This window comes from Ruegeria sp. C2 (assembly GCF_056537765.1).
Genome location: NZ_JBQFRZ010000001.1, coordinates 393771 through 413326 on the forward strand (window position 1 = coordinate 393771; position 19556 = coordinate 413326).

Consider the following 19556-nt stretch of genomic DNA (forward strand, 5'->3'; position numbering starts at 1 on the left):
TGCGGCATTGAATCAACCGCTTGTTGCGTTACGCGAGAACGGGACTTTGTAAGCACGCTTAGCCTCCGCTTTAAACGCTCTTGAACGTTTGCTTTTAGGCGATTTCCGGACGGGCTTTCAGAACACTTAAGAAACTAGATTCGATGGACTGAGGAGTTCACTCTTTCTCTTCAATCAATAGCTCTTCAATCAGAATACACAAAAGTTGCGTTCTCGATTTAACATTGGCCTTTCTGTAGATGGAGTTGTTCTGCGACTTAATTGTGCCCTCACTGGTCTCACGCAATTTAGCTATCTCTGCGACAGACAAACCCTTCACAGTGAGTAGCGCAACATCTCGCTCCGCAGCGCTCAGATTCCAGCGGTCGAATTGCAGCTTCAGCATCCGGAAAAACTCACCCTGAGCCATCTGCAGATTGTGCTTGATCTCCTGATGCCGCCGCAAAAAAAGTTTGTGGCTCTGCCAGATCAACACCCCCCCAATAACAAAGCCGAACAGGGTGATAAGCGCGGTGATTTCGTGCACCACCCAGCTGACAGACAAAAGATAATATCCGGTGATTTCGCCAACCAATTCAGCCGCAAACGCAAATGCGGAGATCGCATATATGGCGATCCCCACTTTGAACATGGCGTCCTTGTTAAACCATTTGTTCAAACCTGGGACTCACTTGCGGGCAAGCGGAAATATACCTTAGTCATCATCTCCCTCACCATCGTCACCTTCGCCGTCACTTTCACCACCGTCGTCGCCTTCGCCGTCACTTTCGCCACCGTCGTCGCCTTCGCCGTCACTTTCACCACCGTCGTCGCCTTCGCCATCGCTTTCGCCGCCGTCGTCACCTTCGCCGTCGCTTTCACCATCGTCGTCACGCTCGCCATCATCGCTTTCGCCATCATCGCCTTCTTCGTCGTCACGTTCGCTGTCATCACCTTCGTCGTCATCTTCTTCGTCATCAAATCCTTCATCATCATCTTCATCGTCAAAATCTCTGTCGTCGTCTTCTTCGTCATCGTACTCATCGTCACGCTCAGATCGATCGCGGACGATGGTTCCATCTTTTCCCAATACCACTTCTCTCTCGATCCCAGGCCCAGTTGCCTCAAAGCGGAGATTTCCAAAAAGCGTGTTCGTTATTTCAATTCTCTGGAAACCTTGTTCCGTAAGCTCGTTGATGACGTCTTGTTTGGTGGTTTGCGAGAGTGCTGTTGTAGCCATCAAAACAAAGGTTGTCGTAAGACCCATAGTTTTCTTGTTCATGTTCCTATCCTCAACGATTTTGCTGATTAAATTAGACCACTCGCCGCTGAAGCTGGGAATATAACTTTGGATGGTTTCGCCATACTTGAACCAAAGATCTATTTCCTCAACGATAGGGGATAACGCACGTAAAGTACTAAGGTGCGGGTTTGGAGAGCCCTAGGAGATCTGGCAAGGAAAACTCTTGCAGGCGCGCTCGGGGTGATCTGAATATTTTAACCAACAGTTTAGTTGAAGGTAACGCCAAGGACATGCCCGAAGCCAAGAAGTTCGAGAAGCTTTTCTCCACTCCAATGATGCGATTTGAAGTGCCCAACAGCGCAGCATTAAATGCGGCGTTGTTGTTTGAGGCAGAAAAGATGCGTGAGGAAGATGAAGGCGTCTCAAAGTCCAATCGAGGGGGGTGGCACTCACGAGGGAATCTCTTTGAACGCGATGCGCCGGCCATTCAGACTTTGCGCGACGCGGCAAAAGATGCGGTGTTCCAGATAACACGAAAGGTCTCAGATAAGGTTGAGCCGGATGAACTCCGCCTGAAACTGTTCGGCTGGATGAACGCCAATCCCTCCGGCGGTTACAATGCACCACATACGCACCCCGGAGCGCATTGGTCCGGTGTTTACTATGTCTCTCAACCCGAGGTCGAAGATGGTTCCTCTGGAATGATCGAATTTCTCGACCCTCGGAATGAGTTGCCTCATTGGCGGATACTTGAGGCGAGTGCATTTCGGAACAAAAAGAAGCTGCGCCCATCTCCGGGTGAAATGATCCTTTTTCCATCCTATCTGACCCATTGGGTCCACCCAAATCAAAGCGAGGATAGCCGTGTAACTGTTGCGTTCAACGCAACTTTTCGTCGTCCTAAGCCAGGCACGCTGAAAATGTCAGAAAGTAAGTAGTTCTTCATTCTGCGCATACGATATCTAACGGATACTTGTCGAATTCGTCTCGCCACCTGCTCAAAGCACTCCTAGTCTGCGGACATCAATCAGTCACGACAACAGGAACCCAAATGAGCTGGATCAAGACCATACCCTATGCCGAGGCGACGGGCAGGCTGCGCAAACTCTATGACCGGGTCACCGGCCCAGACAACAATGTGGACAACATCATGATGGCGCACAGCCTGCGCCCGCACTCGATGGAAGGCCATATGGCGATGTATAAGGCGGTGCTGCATCATTCAGGCAACGCGATCCCGAAATGGTTTCTTGAGGTGCTGGGCGTGTGGGTCAGTTCTCTGAACCGATGCGGGTATTGTGTCGAGCATCATTTCGCGGGTCTGCAGCGGTTGTTGCAGGATGAAGCGCGAGGGAACGCGATCCGGGCGGCGATTGAGGCAGGCGAGCCGGGGCAGGCGCCTTTGGACGCGGCGCAGGTTGCTGCGATGGATTATGCACGCATGCTGACCGAAGCTCCGGCGGATTTGATCGAGGCCGATGTTGAGCGTTTGCGCTCCGCTGGTTGGGGTGAGGGGGAAATTCTGGAGATCAATCAGGTCTGTGCCTACTTTTCTTATGCCAATCGCACAGTTCTGGGGTTGGGGTGTTCAACAAAAGGGGATGTGCTGGGGCTGTCGCCTAACAATTCGGATAATCCCGAAGACTGGGGACATCGGTGAGGTCGGAGCGAGGGGCCAGCCCCTCGCGCTCCCCGGGATATTTCGGGCCAGATGAAGAGGCGGATCAGGCTTTTTGTGCCCAGCGTAGGATTGACTGGGCAAGTGGCTCAGGTTGCTGGTGATGCAGCCAGTGATCGGTGCCAGGGATCGTGATGCGGGTCAGATTGGGGGCGAAGCGTTCGAGGCCGTCGGTGGATTCGGGCAGAAGGGCGTGGTCTTCGGGGCCCCAGAGTAGCAGGTGAGGGCAGGTGACCTGCAAACGGTCGAGGGGAAGGTTGGGGAGGTCTGTGCGTGGTTTGTCGGGCTCTGCCACGATAAGCGGCGAGGCGCGGTACCAGTTCAGCATCGCATTCAAGCGACCGGGGCGGGCCCATTCGCGGCGGTAATCCTCCATACGTGTATCTGACAACCAATCGAGCCCCGTACCGTGCCTAAAAAAGCGCTCGAGTCTGGCGAAATTGTTGGCTGAGAAATGCTCTGCGGATGCGGGCGCGCGGAGTTGGTTGATATATTGCGACGCCTTAGATTGTGCGCCGCCAGCCGCCATTGCACGCTGGAAAGGAGCCGGATGAACGCCGTTTGCGATGATCAGGTGACTGACCAGATCCGGGTGAAACATCGCCAGTCCATAAGCGACTGACGCCCCCCAATCGTGACCAAGGACATGGACGGGGTGGCCAATGCGTTCAATCAACGCCGCCATGTCGGAAGTCAGCTGCGAGAGCTTGTAGTTCTCAACCCCTTCAGGCGTCCAGCTTTGACCATAGCCGCGTTGATCCGGGGCGATGCAGTGGAAATCGTGGGCCAGATGCGGGGCTAGGTCCGCCCATGCACCGCCGTATTCCGGGAAACCGTGCAGCATCAACAGCGGCGGTAGGTTGGCTTCGCCCCAGTGACGGAGAAAGAATGGCTGACCGTTGAGCATCACGTGTTCGGTTCGCATGGAGTGCCCCCTGAATGCGCCTAAAAGGTAACTCAATTTGACACCAATCAAAGCGAAAACCAGCAGTTTCTGATAGCACTTGGCCAGACAGTGAAGCCAAGGAGAACATGCATGGATTCAGCGCCCCAGACCCCCCAGAACGCGTCTCAAATAAAGGTTGTTCCTTCTAAGCAGCCAGAAGCGAATGCGCCGAGCCCCGAGAAGATCCGCCAGGCTTTTGAAAGTGGGAAATATCCCTATGTCCGAAAGCTGGCTCGCAGAACCTATGAGGCACAGAAGGCCGAGCTTCAGGCTGAGCTGCTGAAAGTTCAGCTGTGGGCCCAGGAGACCGGCCAGCGCTTTGTGTTGTTGTTCGAGGGTCGCGATGCGGCTGGTAAGGGCGGCACCATCAAGCGTTTCATGGAACACCTGAACCCGCGCCAGGCGCGTGTGGTTGCCCTGAACAAGCCGACTTGGGAAGAGAAGGGCCAATGGTATTATCAGCGCTATGTGCAGCAACTGCCGACCGTGGGGGAAATGGTGTTCTACGACCGCTCCTGGTACAATCGCGCGGGTGTTGAGCGGGTGATGGGGTTCTGCTCGCCCAACGAATATCTGGAATTTATGCGCCAGACGCCCGAGCTTGAACGGATGCTCGTGCGTTCGGGCATACAGCTTTACAAATACTGGTTCTCGGTTACGCAGGAAGAGCAACAGCGCCGCTTTAGAAGTCGGGAAACCGATCCTCTGAAACAGTGGAAATTGTCGCCGATCGACAAGGCCAGCCTGAGCAAATGGGACGATTATACCGAGGCGAAAGAGGCGATGTTCTTCTATACCGACACCGCAGATGCACCCTGGACTATCGTCAAGTCGAACGACAAGAAACGTGCGCGTCTGAATTGTATGCGGCACTTCCTGTCGACGCTGGATTATCCGGACAAGGACCGCAAGATCGTGGGTGAGCCCGATCCGTTGATCGTCGGCCAAGCGCATCATGTAATACATCGTTCGGATCACATCCTTGGCACCGCACTGCATCCGGATGCCAAGGTCGGCTGACCTTTCCATACTAAGTCGATCAAAGCCATCGCCTGCAGGGCGGTGGCTTTTTGTTGCTGATCGATAAAGTCTCACTATGAAATAAGTATGATCCGCTCTTGTCTATGCCAAAAGGCAAGCCTAAGGCTGGCAGCATGAAGAAGGTAATGACATATCCTGAACATTACCGCGCTATTGCGGTTTTGGGTCTGCCACTGATCGGTGGGCATCTGGCGCAATTCGCCATCGGCCTGACCGATACCATCATGCTGGGGTGGTACGGGGTTGAAGCCCTGGCTGCGGTGACGCTGGCCAGCAGCTATTACTTTGTTCTGTTTCTGTTTGGCGCGGGGTTCGGTTGGGCGGTTATGCCCATGGTTGCGACCGCTGCGGCAGAGGAGAATGAGACCAGCATTCGTCGTTCGACCCGAATGGGACTGTGGCTGTCGTTGATCTATGCGGCGGTAATGATGCCTCTTTTGTGGTGGTCCTATCCGATGCTGATTGCGTTGAAGCAAGAGCCGCAAGTTGCTGAAACGGCTTCGGAATACCTGCGTGTTGCCGGCTGGGGTTTGTTCCCGGCGTTGCTTGTTATGGTCCTGAAATCCTATCTGGCCGCGCTTGAACGGACGCAGATCGTGCTCTGGATTACCGTCGTTGCCGCTTTGGTCAATGGCGTTACGAACTATGCGCTGATCTTTGGTAATTGGGGCGCGCCGGAATTGGGAGTGATCGGTGCCGCCATCGCCTCGGTCGTGACGCAGATCGTATCGCTGGTCGCGGTGGTGATCTATGCAGTGCGGGCGCTTCCGGAACACAGCCTGTTTCAACGTTTCTGGCGTCCGGATTGGGAGATGTTCTATAGCGTGCTGCGTCTGGGTGTGCCGATTGGTCTGACCACGCTGGCAGAAGTGTCCTTGTTCGCGACTTCCGCCATTATGATGGGCTGGTTGGGGCAGGTCCCGCTGGCGGCGCACGGGATTGCACTCAACCTCGCCTCGGCAACATTCATGGTGCATCTGGGCCTGTCGAACGTGGCGACAATCCGGGCGGGCAATGCCCTGGGGCGTCGGGATCGCGCCCATCTTGAGAAGGGTGCGATTGCAGTGACCGGTATGTCGCTGGTGATGTCGGTCCTGACGGTCATCTTGTTCCTGACCTGCGCCGAGCCGTTAATTTCGCTGTTCATGGAGGCGGATGATCCGCAACGTCCGCAAATTTTGGCAATCGGCGTTGGATTGCTGGCGATGGCGGCCCTGTTCCAATTGGTTGATGGTGCGCAGGTGATTGCGCTGGGCCTGTTGCGCGGGTTGCAGGACGCCAAGATTCCGATGGTGATGGCTGCGCTCAGCTACTGGGTTGTGGGTATCCCGGCGTCGTATTTCTTTGGCTTTGTTCAGGGGCTGGACGGGATCGGCGTCTGGCTAGGTTTGGTGCTGGGTCTGGCCTGCGCCGGAGTGCTGCTGATGGCGCGGTTCTGGTTGCGCTCGGTGCGCGAAGTAGGACCGGTGGCCGCTTAGAACTCAGCCCTTCGCAATACGATCCGATTTTTTGCGCACCAATACCGAGCGCAGATCGTGCATTGCCATCAGGAGCGCATCTGTGATCGCTTCCAGTTGCTCATCACTGGCTTTGGACTGAGCCCATTGCGTGGTCAGATTCAGGTGATCAATCGCGCGATGGATATCATCGATATCGCGCCGGGCTAAAAGGGCCTTGCGCTCCTCCATCCAACGGGTGATCTCAGCCTTGTCCGCTTCGCTCAGCGCGCGTTGCCCGTGTGGTTTGACCTCGCCATTGCGAATATTGATGACGGCGATCTGATCCATATCGATCCGGCGCTGACGGTTTTCCGTGTCGATCCGGAACACCGCTGCACCGTTTTCTCGAACGCGAAAGTAATATTCGGGCAGGGCGGTGGACATCGGAACCTCAGCTGAGCGATGCGCAGAAGCGCTGGATGCGGGTGCAGGCCTCGGTCAGCGCCTCGTCAGAGGTTGCATAGCTGACGCGGAAGTTCGGCGACAGGCCAAAGGCCGCACCAAAGACGACAGCGACATCGGCCTCTTCCAGCAGCGCGGTTGCGAAAGCCTCGTCCGTATCAATCACCGTGCCTGCGGGAGTCGTCTTGCCGATCAGGCCCGCGATTGATGGATAGACATAGAATGCGCCTTCAGGCGTTGGACAGGTGATGCCGTCGATCTGGCTGAGCATATCGACCACCAGATCACGGCGGCGTTTAAATATTTCGTTGTTGGGCGCAAGGAACGCCTGAGTACCGTTCAGCGCCTCTACCGCGGCCCATTGGCTGACTGAGCACGGGTTCGATGTCGATTGAGACTGCACCTTGCGCATGGCTGCAATCAGTTCGACCGGACCCGCAGCATAACCAATGCGCCAGCCGGTCATGGCATAGGCCTTGGACACGCCGTTGCAGGTCAGGGTGCGTTCGTAAAGGCCCGGCTCGACTTGCGCCGGTGTGCAGAATTCGAACCCGTCATAGGCCAAGTGCTCATACATATCGTCGGTCATCACCCAGACTTGTGGATGCCGCATCAACACTTCGGTAAGCGCCTTCAACTCATCCCAGCTATAGCCCGCACCGGTGGGGTTCGAGGGTGAGTTGAAGATGAACCACTTGGTGTTCGGAGTAATAGCGGCTTCAAGCTGATCGGGCGTCAGCTTGAAACTGTTCTCAAGGCTGGTTTCCACCACTACCGGAGTCCCGCCTGCCAGCAACACCATATCCGGGTAGCTGACCCAGTAGGGCGCAGGGATTACTACCTCATCCCCCTCGTTCAGCGTGGCCATCAGCGCGTTATACAGCGTCTGTTTACCCCCGGTTCCAACCGAAATCTGTGCCGGTGCATAGTCCAACCCATGATCCCGCTTCATCTTGGCGCAGACGGCCTGTTTGAGCTCAGGGATGCCGTCTGGCGCGGTGTATTTTGTCTTGCCTGCAGCGATGGCTGCAACGGCTGCGTCCTTGATGTTCTGCGGCGTATCGAAATCCGGCTCTCCGGCACTCAACCCGATGACATCGCGCCCGGCGGCTTTCAGTTCAGCCGCTTTGGCCGTCATCGCGATGGTGGGCGAGGGTTTGACGCGCGACAATGTCGCAGACAGGAAACTCATTGCAGGCCTCGGTTTGTATGTTGGCTTTGACTGTCATAGGGTGCGCCCGAATAACGATCAAGCCATATGGCAGTCGAGGATTGGAGACAGTGATGACCGACGAAACGGACTGGTTCGGCCCCGATACGGCAACCTTCGGGGACCGGGTCGCAGGTGCACGTGAGGTCGCGGGAATGACTCAGGTACAGCTGGCCCGCAGGCTTGGTGTGAAAAAAGCCACCATCGCCGCGTGGGAGGATGATCTGTCTGAACCCCGCGCCAACAAGCTGTCGATGATGGCCGGGCTGTTGAACGTCTCTATCATGTGGCTGCTGACCGGCGAAGGCGACGGCATGGACGCGACCAGCCTGGATGGAAATGCGGATTCGGAGCTGAGCGAACTGGTGGCCGAGTTGCGCTCTATCCGTGGCGAAATGCGTGCCAGCTCTGAACGCCTAGCCCGCGTCGAAAAAGCGCTGCGGCTGAAACTGGAACGTGATCAATGAGCGAGACACGCGAAAATCGGATCAAGCGTATGAAGATGCGTTCGATGCGCCGGGGCATCAAAGAGATGGACCTGATCCTGACCGCTTATGCAGATCGCAATCTGGCTGCGATGGATGAGGCGCAACTGGATCTCTATGATGCGATGCTGCATGAAAACGATCAGGACCTCTATCAATGGGTGACCGGCCAGGCATCTGCGCCCGCGCACTTAGTTGATTTGATCGCCGATATCTCTCAGACCTTTCAAAAATAAGGATTATTCCAACTTAACCGATTTTTCGGGAATTCGCGTCATCTTGCAAGAAACAGCGCGATTGAATCGGAGGATCGGATGAGTTTGGAAATGCAAGTCTCCGCGCCCGGAACCAAGGGGTTCATGACCAGTTATCTTGAGGCGCTTGCGCTGGTCGAGCGTCTGCACCGGCTGCTTCTGGATGTCATCAAGGATGAATTTGAACGGGTGGGTGTGTTAGAGATCAACGCGGTTCAGGCGCTGCTTTTATTCAATATCGGCGATCATGAGGTAACCGCAGGCGAATTGAAAAGCCGTGGATATTATCAGGGCAGCAATGTCAGTTATAATCTCAAGAAACTGGTTGAGATGGGCTATATGCACCACCAGCGCTGCGAGATTGATCGCAGGTCCGTCCGCGTGCGATTGACACCGCGCGGTCGCGAGATTCGGGATATCGTGGCTGAGCTGTTTTCCCGCCACGCCACGGGGCTGCAGACAAGAGGTGTGATCGGGGCCGAAGGCATCGAAGATATCACGGATTCATTGCGCCGGGTCGAACGGTATTGGACGGATCAGATCCGCTATATCTACTGACCGTCCGGCAAATTCTGCAACCGGTAGATTGGGTGGAGCTTGGATTGATCCGTTTCTGTTCACCCGTTGCCAGAAATTCAGCGCTATAGGCTGATGAACACGCGCCAGACGGTCGGATCATTCTGATTGGTGCCGTCCAAGATCGCTGAGTTCCAACCCCTTGAGCTCTCTCTCCAATTTACGACGCATCGCGCGCTCGAAATCCTCGAAGCCAGCAGCGATTTCAAGAAAGGCACCGGGCCCGCGCAGGACATTGTCTTGGAAAAAGGGGATCAGGTCGATCTCACCTTCGAAATCCGCTGCGTTGATAACAAGACCATTGACGGTCATGTTCCTAAACGGAAAGTGCTTATAGGCAGTCAGCGGCCCGTAGCCGTCGTTGTTTTTGCCGTCGCCCGAGATGTCGATGGTCTGAAACAGGCACCGCGGCGCGCGTTGCATTAAGGTTGCCCCATAGGCCAAAGCATGCCCCATCGCGGTTGGGAATTCGTTTTCGGATCGATCTGAACGACCAATCCGCTCTGCAGCGGCAAGCAGATCCGAGGGTGTCTGAATCAATGTCCAATCAAGCAGCAAAGTCTGATTGAACCGGCCTGACCATTCATACGCTGCCAATGCAACGGGTTGTGGAGAAAGGAAGAAGGCCTCTTGCACCTCGGGTGCGATCAAAGCATTGGCCAGCCCCTTGCGCTGCAGTGCGTCCTCAGACGCATCGACCGAGGTTGAAATGTCCATTGCCAGCGCCAGCGCGAGGCGGCAGTTCTCGGCCCAAAGGGGGCTGCCCGTGACGGCCAACCCCAGTGTTCCCAGCCAACGGATCACCAGTGGCCGGTGCTTTCCATGCTGGCCCAGGGTTCCGCCGGTTCCAGCGCTTCGCCGTTCTGCAGCAGCTCCACCGAGATATTGTCGGGCGATCGCACAAATGCCATGCGCCCATCGCGCGGAGGGCGATTGATCACGACACCGTTGTCTTGCAGGTGCTGGCAGGTCTCGTAAATATTGTCGACACCATAGGCGAGGTGCCCGAAATGACGGCTGTCACTGGGCAATGCATCATCGCCGTCCCAGTTATAAGTCAACTCGATCGGGGCGTCCTCCTGTCCCGGCGGGGCGAGGAAGACCAAGGTGAATCGTGCCGCTTCGCTTTCGTAGCGGCGTGTTTCTTTCAGCCCCAGAAGCTCATAAAACGCTATGGATTTTTCAAGATCCTTCACGCGGACCATAGTATGGAGGTATGTCAGCCCCATCGCGACTTTCCTTACATTGATAGTGATCTTCAGCACCTTAGCGCGCCTTCTCCTCATGTCGAGGGGCAGCCTGGACACATTTCCGAATTTGCGCGCTGTGCCGCACATATCGCGGTTCCGGTGAAGTGTTGGCCGATATATAGTGGTAGGCGACTCATTGCTGGAAAGGATAATTTCATGCCTCTGTCTGCCGACCAACTGGCCGAGATCGAAGCTCAACGCGCACAGTCGAGCCCGACCCGCCGCGTCGTAGCCGAAGGTATGGAAGACCACCTGTACACGGCGCATCAGGTTCTGGATCACGGATTTGTCCGCGTCATCGACTACATGGGCGATGATGCCGCGATTTGTCAGGCCGCGCGCGTGTCCTACGGCAAGGGGACCAAATCGGTTCAGAACGACGAAGGCCTGATCCGGTACCTCATGCGCCACTGGCATTCGACGCCGTTTGAAATGTGCGAGATCAAGCTCCACGTCAAACTGCCGGTCTTCGTTGCCCGCCAGTGGATCCGCCATCGGACGGCGAATGTGAATGAATATTCAGCCCGTTATTCGATCCTGGATCGGGAGTTCTATATTCCGGCACCCGAACACGTAGCTGCCCAATCCGAAGTCAACAATCAGGGCCGGGGTGATACGTTGCAGGGCGAAGAAGCCGCACGCGTGCTGGAAATCCTCAAGGCCGATAGCGCCCGCTGTTATGACAACTACGAGGCAATGATCGGTCAGGACGGTCAGCAAGGATTGGCGCGTGAATTGGCGCGAATGAATCTGCCTGCGAATATCTATACGCAGTGGTACTGGAAGGTTGATTTGCACAATCTGTTCCATTTCCTGCGCCTGCGCGCCGACCCGCACGCGCAATACGAGATTCGGGTCTATGCAGAAACCATGTGCAAGATCGTGGCTGACTGGGTGCCGTTCGCCTATCGAGCGTTCGAGGATTACCGCTTGGGCGCGGTTAATCTTTCGGCCCAGATGGTCACCTGCTTGCGCCGGATGCTGGCGGGTGAGGCAGTTACGCAGGAAAACTCAGGTATGACTGCGCGCGAATGGCGCGAGTTTGAAGCCGTCATTCGCGAGGGCTGATTCCCGAGAAATAACAAAAAAACTCGCGTCCCAGTGCGGGCGCGTGTTTTGGGGTTTAACGGTCAACGGCCGGAAATTGGCCGCCAACCTTCTTATCCTTCCCGCCTTGGCGGGCCTTGCCTTATAGCGGCTTCAAATCAGCAGCCATCTGGCGGCCGTCACGTCCGTCCTGCAACTCGTACGAGACTTTCTGATTGTCAGCGAGTCCGGTCAGACCGGATCGTTCTACGGCCGAGATATGAACAAACACATCTTTGCCACCCTCATCAGGCGCAATAAAACCATAGCCTTTTGTCGTATTAAACCATTTCACGGTGCCGGTTGGCATTTCCCGTGTCTCCTTCTACTTTCACGTTGTCCCACAAATTGGTGGGGGCAGTGCTCCGACAATACCGCAACACATCACTGTTCGCCCAAACGATACAGCCCGGATTGCGTGTTTCGTCTTTTTCAACATTGCACGGTGAAGTAAAAAATCAAGAATAACCGAGGCAGGCCAAGTGGTTTGCCCGAATTTGCAGCAAATACAGGATCAGCCAAAATATGCGCCTATATGGGTTAAAGAACTGTGACACCTGCCGTAAGGCATTGAAAAGTCTTCAAGATGCGGATTTTATTGATGTGCGGGCGCAGGGCGTACCGAAAAATGTAATGTCTCAGGCGTACGAGATTTTCGGCAAAGCTTTGCTCAATACCCGCTCCACAACCTGGCGTGGACTGGATGAGGACACGCGCAATCGCCCGGTGCTGGAACTTCTGGCGGATCATCCGACGCTGATGAAGCGTCCGCTGATCGAGAATGACGGCCAGATGTACCTGGGTTGGACACCTGAAACCCGTAAAGGGCTTGGTGTTGCCTGAACAACTGCCTATGTGACACGGGGCAACAGACGGAGACCTGTTTATGCGCAATGCAGCCATGATACTGGGCGTGATCGCCGGGCTGATCGGAATGATTGTTGGATTTTTCGGCTACGGCTTTGTGGCTTTCGTCGATTGGTTCGGTGAAATCGAGGGCATCGCCGAGCAGGTGGACAACCCCGGCCTGATTCAAACCGCGTCGATTGTAGCGCCTTTGCTGGCGATTGTCGGCGGAGCGATGGCACACGCCCGTGCCCTCGTCGGGGGCATATTGTTGATATTCTCGGCAGCGGGGATGTACTACGCCTTTGGTTTTGGCGTCTTCACGATGTTCCCGATCGCATTTGCGGGCGTCGCGGGTGTACTTGGGCTCGCCGCGGGAAAGCCGGACGAGCCCAAGGTGCATTTCTGAGTTATTTCAGGCGCAGGACCCGGTCCAGCGACAAGGGACCTGCGCCGTTGATCACGATTACCAACATCAGGAAGCTCCACATCACCCGCTGATCCATCAAGGTGATTGCGTTGTCGAACAACCCGCCCAGTTTGACCCCATGGCCAACCACGTCGGTGAAGGTCTGCACCCAGATGAAGCCGATCATCGCCAGGGCCGCAACACGGGTCAGCAGGCCGACCAGCAGCAGAACGGGCAAAACAAACTCCGCTACCGTGCCGAAGAAGATCACGATACGCTGGAAGAATGTCATTTGGGTGACGTCATACAGAACGGCTTCGGCAGCTTTGGGGAAAATCTGACCGAAAGCGCCAGCCGAAGGCGAAAAGATCGAGCCGTCGATCTTAAGTGTCGCTGAATTCCAGTAATAGACAAACAGAACCGCGACGAAGATCACCCGCGCCAGAGTCGGTGTCAGCCAGCCCGAGGAGTGGTCCACCTTTTCCATCGCGGTGTTGTAGGTTGATATCAGGGCAGTCATGTGTCCAGCCTTTCGATAGTCACAGAAGTTATTGCACCGCCCTGTAAAAGCAGTGCCAGAGTGGTTCCTAGATCGAACTCGGGCGTCTCCGCCACGGTTGCTTCGAATGCGTTGCCGATGGTCTGACCCGTTTGAATGCGCACGATCCAGGCAGCGCCACCTGCGGGCAGCAGATGGGGCGCAGGGTCATATTCAGGGCGCGTGATCAGAACACCCTGTGCTTCGGCCTGCGGTTTTGGCGCGCCGTCCTGCGTGTTGAACTGCCATATCGCATGCACCGGCCAATCCGAGCGCAGGACATGTACAGCGGGAGCCAGCACCAGCTTGGCCTGCATCAGATCCTCAGGTGGAATTGCCAGAGCTTCCGGTGCAATCGCCTCGCCGTCAGCAGCGTGATAGGATCGGCGCAAGGCCAGCTCCAGCCGGGCAACATCGGGTAGATACCCCAGATGCGACAGCTGCGGCATACTTTCCAGAAACGCGGGAAACTCTTCGCCGTAAAACATCATCAATGGCGAGGCAGGTGGATGTTGTCGCAGGAAAATCCCGGCAAGCCCATCCATGTTCTGTGTACCCAGCAATTTGGTGATCACCGGAAAAGCCTGGTGCATCGCTTCGGTCAACGAAACAGCGACATTGTTGCGGTAAACGCTGAATCGGCGTCCGGCTGGTTGCGCTTCGGCGTCGAGCAATCCCTCAGGGATCGGCTGGTTGGCGTCCAGTAGGGCGCTGTGGAATGTTGTCTGGGACACACTCATGCGGGCACACGATCCAGGGCCTTTTGCGCGCGCTCGGCTTCTGCCCGCAGGATAGGCCAGTCAGGGACATCAGTGTCCCATTCGATAAGTAGAGGTTTAGGGCCAGACTGATCCAGAACATAGTCCAGTAGGGCCCAGACCGGATCGACCACCTCGCGCCCATGGCTATCGATAAGCAGGGGGCGCCCGTGGTCGTCCTCGTCCTCGTCATGACCGCCCAGATGGATTTCGCCGACCTGATCCAGCGGGTAGGCATCGATATAGCCTTGCGGCGAGAAATCCAGATTGGTGGCCGAGACAAAGACGTTATTCACATCCAAAAGCAGTCCGCAGCCAGTACGGCGCGCGATCTCGCGCAGGAAATCGGGCTCGGACCAGGTGCTTTCCTCAAAAGCCAGATAGCTGGAGGGGTTTTCCAGCAGCATTTGCCGTCCCACCACCTCTTGCACCTGATCGATATGATCACAGACACGCGCCAGGGTAGCGTCGGTATAGGGCAGCGGCAGCAGATCGTTCAGGAAATGGCTGTCGTGGGTCGACCAGGCCAAGTGTTCCGAAAAGCTGGCAGGGTTCAGCCAACCGACAAGATGTTTCAGACGGGCCAGATGATCGGGGTCCAACGGGCCTTCGCCACCGATGGAAAGGCCGACACCATGGACGGAAATAGGAAATTGTTCTGACAGGTGGCGCAGTTGCGCCAGAGGGCGTCCGCCGTCTCCCATATAGTTTTCGGCATGGATTTCCAGCCACGCCACAGGCTTGGCCTGCTCGAGGATCTGCGAAAAATGCTGCGGTTTGTAGCCAACGCCGGGCGCCGCAGGCAACCGGTTCGATCTCAAAGCGTCATCCAACATCTACAAATCCTCTGTTCGTAACGAAGGGGCGGGCGAACCTGCCCGCCCCTCGTAATTCATACGGACAGTCTTATGCCGGCAGGTCGCGTTCCAGCGGCTCGAGCGAGCCTTTGCGCGCGGTGCCGTTGGCTTCGGCCGGCAGTTCGATGTCGGCGCAGGTGCCTGCGTCAACCAGGGTCCATGCGTTGCCCTGATAATCGACGGTCGAGGTGCCCGCGCAGGTGGTGCCGGGGCCTGCGGCGCAGTCATTCTGACCGGCCAGCGATACGCCATAGCATTTCTCTTTCGCTTGTGCGGTTGCGGTTGTGGCTACGCCCGATACGGCGGCTGCAACGGCGCTTGCGATAACTAGGGTTTTTGCGGTGTTCGACATCTCGAGTAATCCTCTTGCTGACTGTGTTTGTCTGCTTGTGACACCATCCAAGTTAGTGGCTTGATGGCCGTGTTTGAATTCACGAGCCCGTGTCTCACAAGCGCGTCAAAGATAGTCATGGCATCTTGCGTGTTAACAAACTGTTTTTGAAGGGGAAAAGTTGAAATATTTCAATCCGGCCCCGGGGGCGGGGCCGGAATCCCGGCAATATGATGCCGAATGTTACAGCAGATCAGGCGGAGTTGCCGCTTGGGAAAGCTCGTTTGTTACAGACTCAAGCGGTTGAACCTGCGTCTGTTTTTCGCCCAGACGGCGAACGCTGACGGTACGATCCTCGACCTCGCGGTGCCCGACGGCCAGAATTACCGGCACTTTGCCGACTGAATGCTCGCGAACCTTATAGTTGATCTTCTCGTTGCGAATATCCGCTTCTGCACGCACACCGGCGGCTTTGAGCGTCTCAACCACTTCGGCCACATAGTCATCGGCCTCGGAAGTGATCGAGGCGACGACGACCTGACGCGGGGCCAGCCAGAACGGCAGTTTGCCGGCGTGTTCCTCGATCAGGATGCCGATGAAACGTTCGAACGAACCAAGACAGGCGCGATGTAGCATGACGGGGCGGTGCTTGCCCCCGTCGGCTCCGACATAGGTGGCGTCGAGACGTTCAGGCAGCACGAAATCCACCTGGAATGTGCCGCATTGCCAGTCGCGACCGATGGCATCGGTCAGGACGAACTCCAGCTTGGGACCATAAAACGCCCCTTCGCCGGGATTCAGTTCGGGCTCGACACCCGCGGCGCGGGTGGCAGTCAGCAGTGCCTCTTCGGCTTTGTCCCAGACCTCGTCGGAACCGGCGCGGGTATCGGGGCGGTCCGAGAATTTGACCTTGAAGCTTTCGAAGCCGAGGTCTTTGTAGACATCAGTCAGGAAACCGATGAAACGCGCGCATTCCTCTCCGATCTGGTCTTCGGTCGAGAAGATATGCGCATCGTCCTGCGCAAAGCCACGCACACGCATGATCCCGTGCAATGCGCCTGACGGCTCATAACGGGCACAAGAGCCGAACTCGGCCATGCGCAGCGGCAGATCGCGATAGGATTTCAGGCCCTGCTTGAAGATTTCGACATGGCAGGGGCAGTTCATTGGCTTCAGAGCGTTGACGGCCTTTTCGCGGGCGTGTTCCTCGTCGACTTCGACGATGAACATATTCTCCTGATACTTCTCCCAATGACCGGAGCGTTCCCACAGCTTGCGGTCAACGACCTGAGGGGTGTTGACCTCGACATAACCACCGTCGCGTTGCTTGCGGCGCATGTAGTCCTGCAACTGCGTGTAGATGGTCCAGCCGTTTGGGTGCCAGAAGATTTGACCCGGGGCCTCTTCCTGCATGTGGAACAGGTCCATTTCGCGGCCGAGTTTGCGGTGGTCGCGCTTGGCGGCCTCTTCCAGCATATGCAGATGCGCTTTCAGCTTTTCCTTGCCGGTGAAGGCCACGCCGTAGATGCGTTGCAGCATGGCGCGATCGCTGTCGCCGCGCCAGTAGGCCCCCGCGATGGACATCAGCTTGAAAGCGTCGCCGGGCAGTTGACCGGTGTGCTGCAAATGCGGACCGCGGCACAGATCCTGCCAATGACCGTGCCAGTACATACGCAGGGGTTCATCCCCCGGAATGGCCTCGATCAGCTCGACCTTGTAGGGCTCGTTATTGGCCTTGTAGAACTCAATGGCGCGGTCACGGTCCCATACTTCGGTGGTGACGGGGTCGCGTTTGTTGATGATCTCTTTCATCTTTTTCTCGATGAGGCCGAGATCTTCGGGCGTAAACGGTTCCTCGCGGTCGAAGTCATAATACCAGCCGTTTTCAATGACGGGGCCGATGGTGACTTTGGTGGCGGGCCAGATTTCCTGCACGGCACGGGCCATGACATGGGCCAGATCGTGGCGGATCAGTTCGTTGGCCTGGTCTTCATCCTTCATGGTATGGATGGCGATGTCGGCATCGGCTTCGATGGGCCATTGCAGGTCCCAGTGTTTGCCGTTGACGGTGGCCGATATGGCCTTTTTGGCCAAAGAGGTCGAGATGTCGGCTGCGACCTCGGCGGGCGTGACGCCTGCGTCATAGGATCGTGCGTTGCCATCAGGGAAGGTGAGTGAGACGGATTTTGAATCCAGGGCCATGGTCTGGCTCTCCTCGTCGGTTTGGCGCCCACTGAACGCCCGGTTGCGGGTTATGTGTGTTCGGCTGCTTTGGCAGGTGGTTGCGCTTGTGTCAAGGGTGGGTGCGAGGGGCCAGCCCCACGCTCTCTCCGAGGTATTTTGGGCCAGATGAAGAAGGATCGGGGAATTGCGGAGAGTGCAGGGACGTGCATGATGCGTGGGAATAGTAGCGAGGGTTTCATGGCAGAGACAGAATTCCTGGAGACGGCGCAGGGGCGGCGGTTGGCGTACCATAAGAGCGCGGGGGCAGGGCCGACCATCGTTTTCTTAGGCGGGTTGAAGTCGGATATGGAAGGCACCAAGGCGGTGCATCTTGAGGCCTGGGCACAGGCGCGGGGGCAATCCTTCCTGCGGTTTGACTATTCGGGGCATGGTGAGAGTTCCGGTGCGTTCACCGAGGGCTGCATCGGGGATTGGCACGAGGATACACTGGCGGCCGTCTCGCGCCTGACCGAGGGCCCCCTGATTGTTGTCGGATCGTCGATGGGCGGTTGGCAGGCGTTGTTGTTGGCCCGTGTGATGCCAGAGCGTGTAGCCGGGATGGTGACCATAGCCGCAGCGCCGGATTTTACCGAAGACGGGTATTGGGAATCCTTCTCAGACGACCAGAAAGCGGCTTTGGAAAACGAAGGCCAGGTTGAGCTGCCTTCGGATTACATGGAGCCGTACATTATCACCAAGCGGATGATCGAGGATGGGCGTCAGCGTTTGGTGCTCCGGTCGCCGCTGGAACTGCCGTTTCCGACGCGATTTTTGCAAGGAACGGCGGATACAGCTGTTTCGACGCAGACAGCAGTACGATTGCTTGAACATGCGACAGGCACCGATATGCGGTTGCTTTTGGTAAAGGATGCCGATCACCGGTTTTCGGATAGTGTGTGTCTGGAGTTGATTGAGCGTGCCGTTCTGGATGTGATGGATGAGGCCTAGTGCGGCGCTTTGGATGGGTCTTGGGGCGTGTGTTGCTGGGGCTCGTGCTCGTCGGTGGGCTGGTTTACGCCTTCGGGCCACGCGAGCAGATCGACCTGCATCCGCGTTTTGATCCGCGCAAGTTCTGCGAAGGGGTGCAGGTGTATTTCGAAAGCACCGAGGCCGCCTATGATGACATTGTTCCCGGTACCGAAAAGCGGGTTGTCTGGCGGGACGGATTCTATGAACGCCGCACGCCCTATGCTGTCCTGTATCTGCACGGGTTTTCGGCCTCTTCTGAAGAGATTCGGCCCGTACCTGACCTCGTCGCGGACGCTCTGGGTGCCAATCTGGTCTATACCCGATTGCGGGGCCACGGACGCGATGGAGCGGCGTTGGGCAAGGCAACTGCTACGGATTGGATGCAAGACACAGCCGAAGGGTTGGCTGCGGCTCGGGCGGTGGGAAATCAGGTTATCGTGATGTCGACTTCGACCGGCGGTTCTCTGGCTGCCGCCGCGGCTCTGGACCCGGTGTTGAGCGAAGACGTTGCGGCGATGATATTTGTTTCACCAAATTTTGGTGTGAACATGGTAGGGGCCTGGATCCCGACATTGCCTTGGGCGCGCAACTGGCTGCCCTTGCTGATGGGCGCCGAACGGGATGTGTCGGGACCTGACCCTGAAAAGAACCGATACTGGACAGTTGTTTATCCGTGGGAAGCGGTGGTGCCGATGTCAGTTTTAACGAAGGCGGTTTATGCACTGGATTTCTCGTCGGCTCAGGTCCCCGCCTTATTCTGGTTCTCAGATGATGATCAGGTGGTCCGACCAGATCGGACGCACAAGGTGGCTGAGGCGTGGGGCGGGCCATCGATGGTTCAACTGGTGGAAATGGGGCCGGGGGATGATCCGGCCTCACATGTGGTTGCCGGGCGGCTGATGTCTCCGGGGCAGACAGATGCTGCGGTTTCGGGGATGCTTGGATGGCTTGCAGATCAGGGTATTGAGTGATGCGC

Annotated in this window: 25 protein-coding genes; 12 read left to right on the forward strand and 13 right to left on the reverse strand. The window is 56.7% G+C overall.

Going from position 1 to position 19556, the window contains the following annotated elements; translation table 11 throughout:
- Window positions 1–157: 157 nt before the first annotated feature.
- Window positions 158–658: a helix-turn-helix transcriptional regulator gene (locus tag ACR0IV_RS01975; RefSeq protein WP_480470227.1), complete on the reverse strand. Its 501-nt coding sequence runs from the start codon at window positions 656–658 to the stop codon at window positions 158–160.
- Between the two features lie 36 nt (window positions 659–694).
- Entirely contained in the window at window positions 695–1261 is a 567-nt protein-coding gene (locus ACR0IV_RS01980; protein WP_480658130.1) for a hypothetical protein, read from the reverse strand.
- Window positions 1262–1512: 251 nt separating this feature from the next.
- On the opposite strand from ACR0IV_RS01980, the gene ACR0IV_RS01985 reads away from it, so the two are divergent.
- Both ACR0IV_RS01985 and ACR0IV_RS01990 read left to right on the forward strand, forming a co-directional pair.
- Entirely contained in the window at window positions 1513–2160 is a 648-nt protein-coding gene (locus tag ACR0IV_RS01985) for a TIGR02466 family protein (RefSeq protein ID WP_480658129.1), read from the forward strand.
- Between the two features lie 113 nt (window positions 2161–2273).
- Window positions 2274–2882: a carboxymuconolactone decarboxylase family protein gene (locus ACR0IV_RS01990; protein WP_480658128.1), complete on the forward strand. Its 609-nt coding sequence runs from the start codon at window positions 2274–2276 to the stop codon at window positions 2880–2882.
- A 64-nt stretch (window positions 2883–2946) separates the two neighbouring features.
- On the opposite strand, the gene ACR0IV_RS01995 is transcribed toward ACR0IV_RS01990, so the two are convergent.
- On the reverse strand, window positions 2947–3825 hold the full coding sequence (locus ACR0IV_RS01995) for an alpha/beta fold hydrolase (RefSeq protein ID WP_480470223.1): 879 nt from the start codon (window positions 3823–3825) through the stop codon (window positions 2947–2949).
- Between the two features lie 111 nt (window positions 3826–3936).
- Here ACR0IV_RS01995 and ppk2 point away from each other — a divergent pair, with 111 nt between their 5' ends.
- Window positions 3937–4866, forward strand: a complete 930-nt coding sequence (ppk2, locus tag ACR0IV_RS02000) for a polyphosphate kinase 2 (protein ID WP_480470222.1) — start codon at window positions 3937–3939, stop codon at window positions 4864–4866.
- Window positions 4867–5012: 146 nt separating this feature from the next.
- Window positions 5013–6365, forward strand: coding sequence for an MATE family efflux transporter (locus ACR0IV_RS02005; protein ID WP_480561474.1), 1353 nt, complete (start codon window positions 5013–5015; stop codon window positions 6363–6365).
- A 3-nt stretch (window positions 6366–6368) separates the two neighbouring features.
- Here ACR0IV_RS02005 and ACR0IV_RS02010 read toward each other — a convergent pair whose 3' ends face one another.
- Complete coding sequence (locus tag ACR0IV_RS02010; RefSeq protein WP_480658126.1) at window positions 6369–6770, reverse strand: hypothetical protein; 402 nt, start codon at window positions 6768–6770, stop codon at window positions 6369–6371.
- Between the two features lie 7 nt (window positions 6771–6777).
- The gene (locus ACR0IV_RS02015; RefSeq protein WP_480658124.1) at window positions 6778–7980 is read right to left on the reverse strand and encodes a pyridoxal phosphate-dependent aminotransferase; all 1203 of its coding nucleotides are present in this window, start codon (window positions 7978–7980) and stop codon (window positions 6778–6780) included.
- Window positions 7981–8072: 92 nt separating this feature from the next.
- Between ACR0IV_RS02015 and ACR0IV_RS02020 the strand changes: the two genes are divergently transcribed.
- From ACR0IV_RS02020 to ACR0IV_RS02030, 3 genes are all read left to right on the forward strand, one after another.
- The gene (locus ACR0IV_RS02020) at window positions 8073–8465 is read left to right on the forward strand and encodes a helix-turn-helix domain-containing protein (RefSeq protein WP_480658122.1); all 393 of its coding nucleotides are present in this window, start codon (window positions 8073–8075) and stop codon (window positions 8463–8465) included.
- Window positions 8462–8719, forward strand: coding sequence for a succinate dehydrogenase assembly factor 2 (locus ACR0IV_RS02025; protein ID WP_480658121.1), 258 nt, complete (start codon window positions 8462–8464; stop codon window positions 8717–8719). The genes ACR0IV_RS02020 and ACR0IV_RS02025 overlap by 4 nt, the downstream gene beginning before the upstream one ends.
- Window positions 8720–8797: 78 nt before the next feature.
- Window positions 8798–9295 (forward strand): MarR family winged helix-turn-helix transcriptional regulator, encoded by a 498-nt coding sequence (locus ACR0IV_RS02030; RefSeq protein WP_480470216.1) that lies wholly within the window; start codon window positions 8798–8800, stop codon window positions 9293–9295.
- Window positions 9296–9412: 117 nt separating this feature from the next.
- Here the strand turns inward: ACR0IV_RS02030 and ACR0IV_RS02035 are convergent, their stop codons facing one another.
- A complete protein-coding gene (locus tag ACR0IV_RS02035) occupies window positions 9413–10117 on the reverse strand; it encodes a DUF1194 domain-containing protein (protein ID WP_480658120.1) in 705 nt (234 codons plus the stop codon).
- A complete protein-coding gene (locus ACR0IV_RS02040) occupies window positions 10114–10542 on the reverse strand; it encodes a VOC family protein (protein WP_480471907.1) in 429 nt (142 codons plus the stop codon). The genes ACR0IV_RS02035 and ACR0IV_RS02040 overlap by 4 nt, the downstream gene beginning before the upstream one ends.
- A 177-nt stretch (window positions 10543–10719) precedes the next feature.
- On the opposite strand from ACR0IV_RS02040, the gene thyX reads away from it, so the two are divergent.
- The gene (gene thyX, locus ACR0IV_RS02045; protein WP_480658118.1) at window positions 10720–11631 is read left to right on the forward strand and encodes an FAD-dependent thymidylate synthase; all 912 of its coding nucleotides are present in this window, start codon (window positions 10720–10722) and stop codon (window positions 11629–11631) included.
- A gap of 121 nt (window positions 11632–11752) precedes the next feature.
- Here thyX and ACR0IV_RS02050 read toward each other — a convergent pair whose 3' ends face one another.
- Complete coding sequence (locus ACR0IV_RS02050; protein ID WP_008758035.1) at window positions 11753–11959, reverse strand: cold-shock protein; 207 nt, start codon at window positions 11957–11959, stop codon at window positions 11753–11755.
- A 215-nt stretch (window positions 11960–12174) separates the two neighbouring features.
- Between ACR0IV_RS02050 and ACR0IV_RS02055 the strand changes: the two genes are divergently transcribed.
- Window positions 12175–12492 (forward strand): ArsC/Spx/MgsR family protein, encoded by a 318-nt coding sequence (locus ACR0IV_RS02055; RefSeq protein ID WP_480658117.1) that lies wholly within the window; start codon window positions 12175–12177, stop codon window positions 12490–12492.
- A 43-nt stretch (window positions 12493–12535) separates the two neighbouring features.
- Window positions 12536–12904 (forward strand): hypothetical protein, encoded by a 369-nt coding sequence (locus ACR0IV_RS02060; protein WP_480470212.1) that lies wholly within the window; start codon window positions 12536–12538, stop codon window positions 12902–12904.
- Between the two features lies 1 nt (window position 12905).
- Here the strand turns inward: ACR0IV_RS02060 and ACR0IV_RS02065 are convergent, their stop codons facing one another.
- The 5 genes from ACR0IV_RS02065 to thrS form a co-directional block, all read right to left on the reverse strand.
- Window positions 12906–13424: a hypothetical protein gene (locus ACR0IV_RS02065; protein ID WP_480470211.1), complete on the reverse strand. Its 519-nt coding sequence runs from the start codon at window positions 13422–13424 to the stop codon at window positions 12906–12908.
- Window positions 13421–14182, reverse strand: a complete 762-nt coding sequence (locus ACR0IV_RS02070) for an HvfC/BufC family peptide modification chaperone (RefSeq protein ID WP_480658115.1) — start codon at window positions 14180–14182, stop codon at window positions 13421–13423. The genes ACR0IV_RS02065 and ACR0IV_RS02070 overlap by 4 nt, the downstream gene beginning before the upstream one ends.
- Window positions 14179–15036, reverse strand: a complete 858-nt coding sequence (gene bufB / locus ACR0IV_RS02075) for an MNIO family bufferin maturase (protein ID WP_480658114.1) — start codon at window positions 15034–15036, stop codon at window positions 14179–14181. Before bufB ends, ACR0IV_RS02070 begins: the two co-directional genes overlap by 4 nt.
- Window positions 15037–15106: 70 nt before the next feature.
- Window positions 15107–15409, reverse strand: a complete 303-nt coding sequence (locus tag ACR0IV_RS02080; RefSeq protein WP_480470208.1) for a BufA1 family periplasmic bufferin-type metallophore — start codon at window positions 15407–15409, stop codon at window positions 15107–15109.
- Window positions 15410–15631: 222 nt separating this feature from the next.
- The gene (thrS, locus tag ACR0IV_RS02085; RefSeq protein ID WP_480470207.1) at window positions 15632–17590 is read right to left on the reverse strand and encodes a threonine--tRNA ligase; all 1959 of its coding nucleotides are present in this window, start codon (window positions 17588–17590) and stop codon (window positions 15632–15634) included.
- A gap of 219 nt (window positions 17591–17809) precedes the next feature.
- On the opposite strand from thrS, the gene ACR0IV_RS02090 reads away from it, so the two are divergent.
- Complete coding sequence (locus ACR0IV_RS02090; RefSeq protein ID WP_480658111.1) at window positions 17810–18559, forward strand: alpha/beta fold hydrolase; 750 nt, start codon at window positions 17810–17812, stop codon at window positions 18557–18559.
- Complete coding sequence (locus ACR0IV_RS02095; RefSeq protein ID WP_480658110.1) at window positions 18559–19551, forward strand: alpha/beta hydrolase; 993 nt, start codon at window positions 18559–18561, stop codon at window positions 19549–19551. Before ACR0IV_RS02090 ends, ACR0IV_RS02095 begins: the two co-directional genes overlap by 1 nt.
- Window positions 19552–19556: the final 5 nt, after the last annotated feature.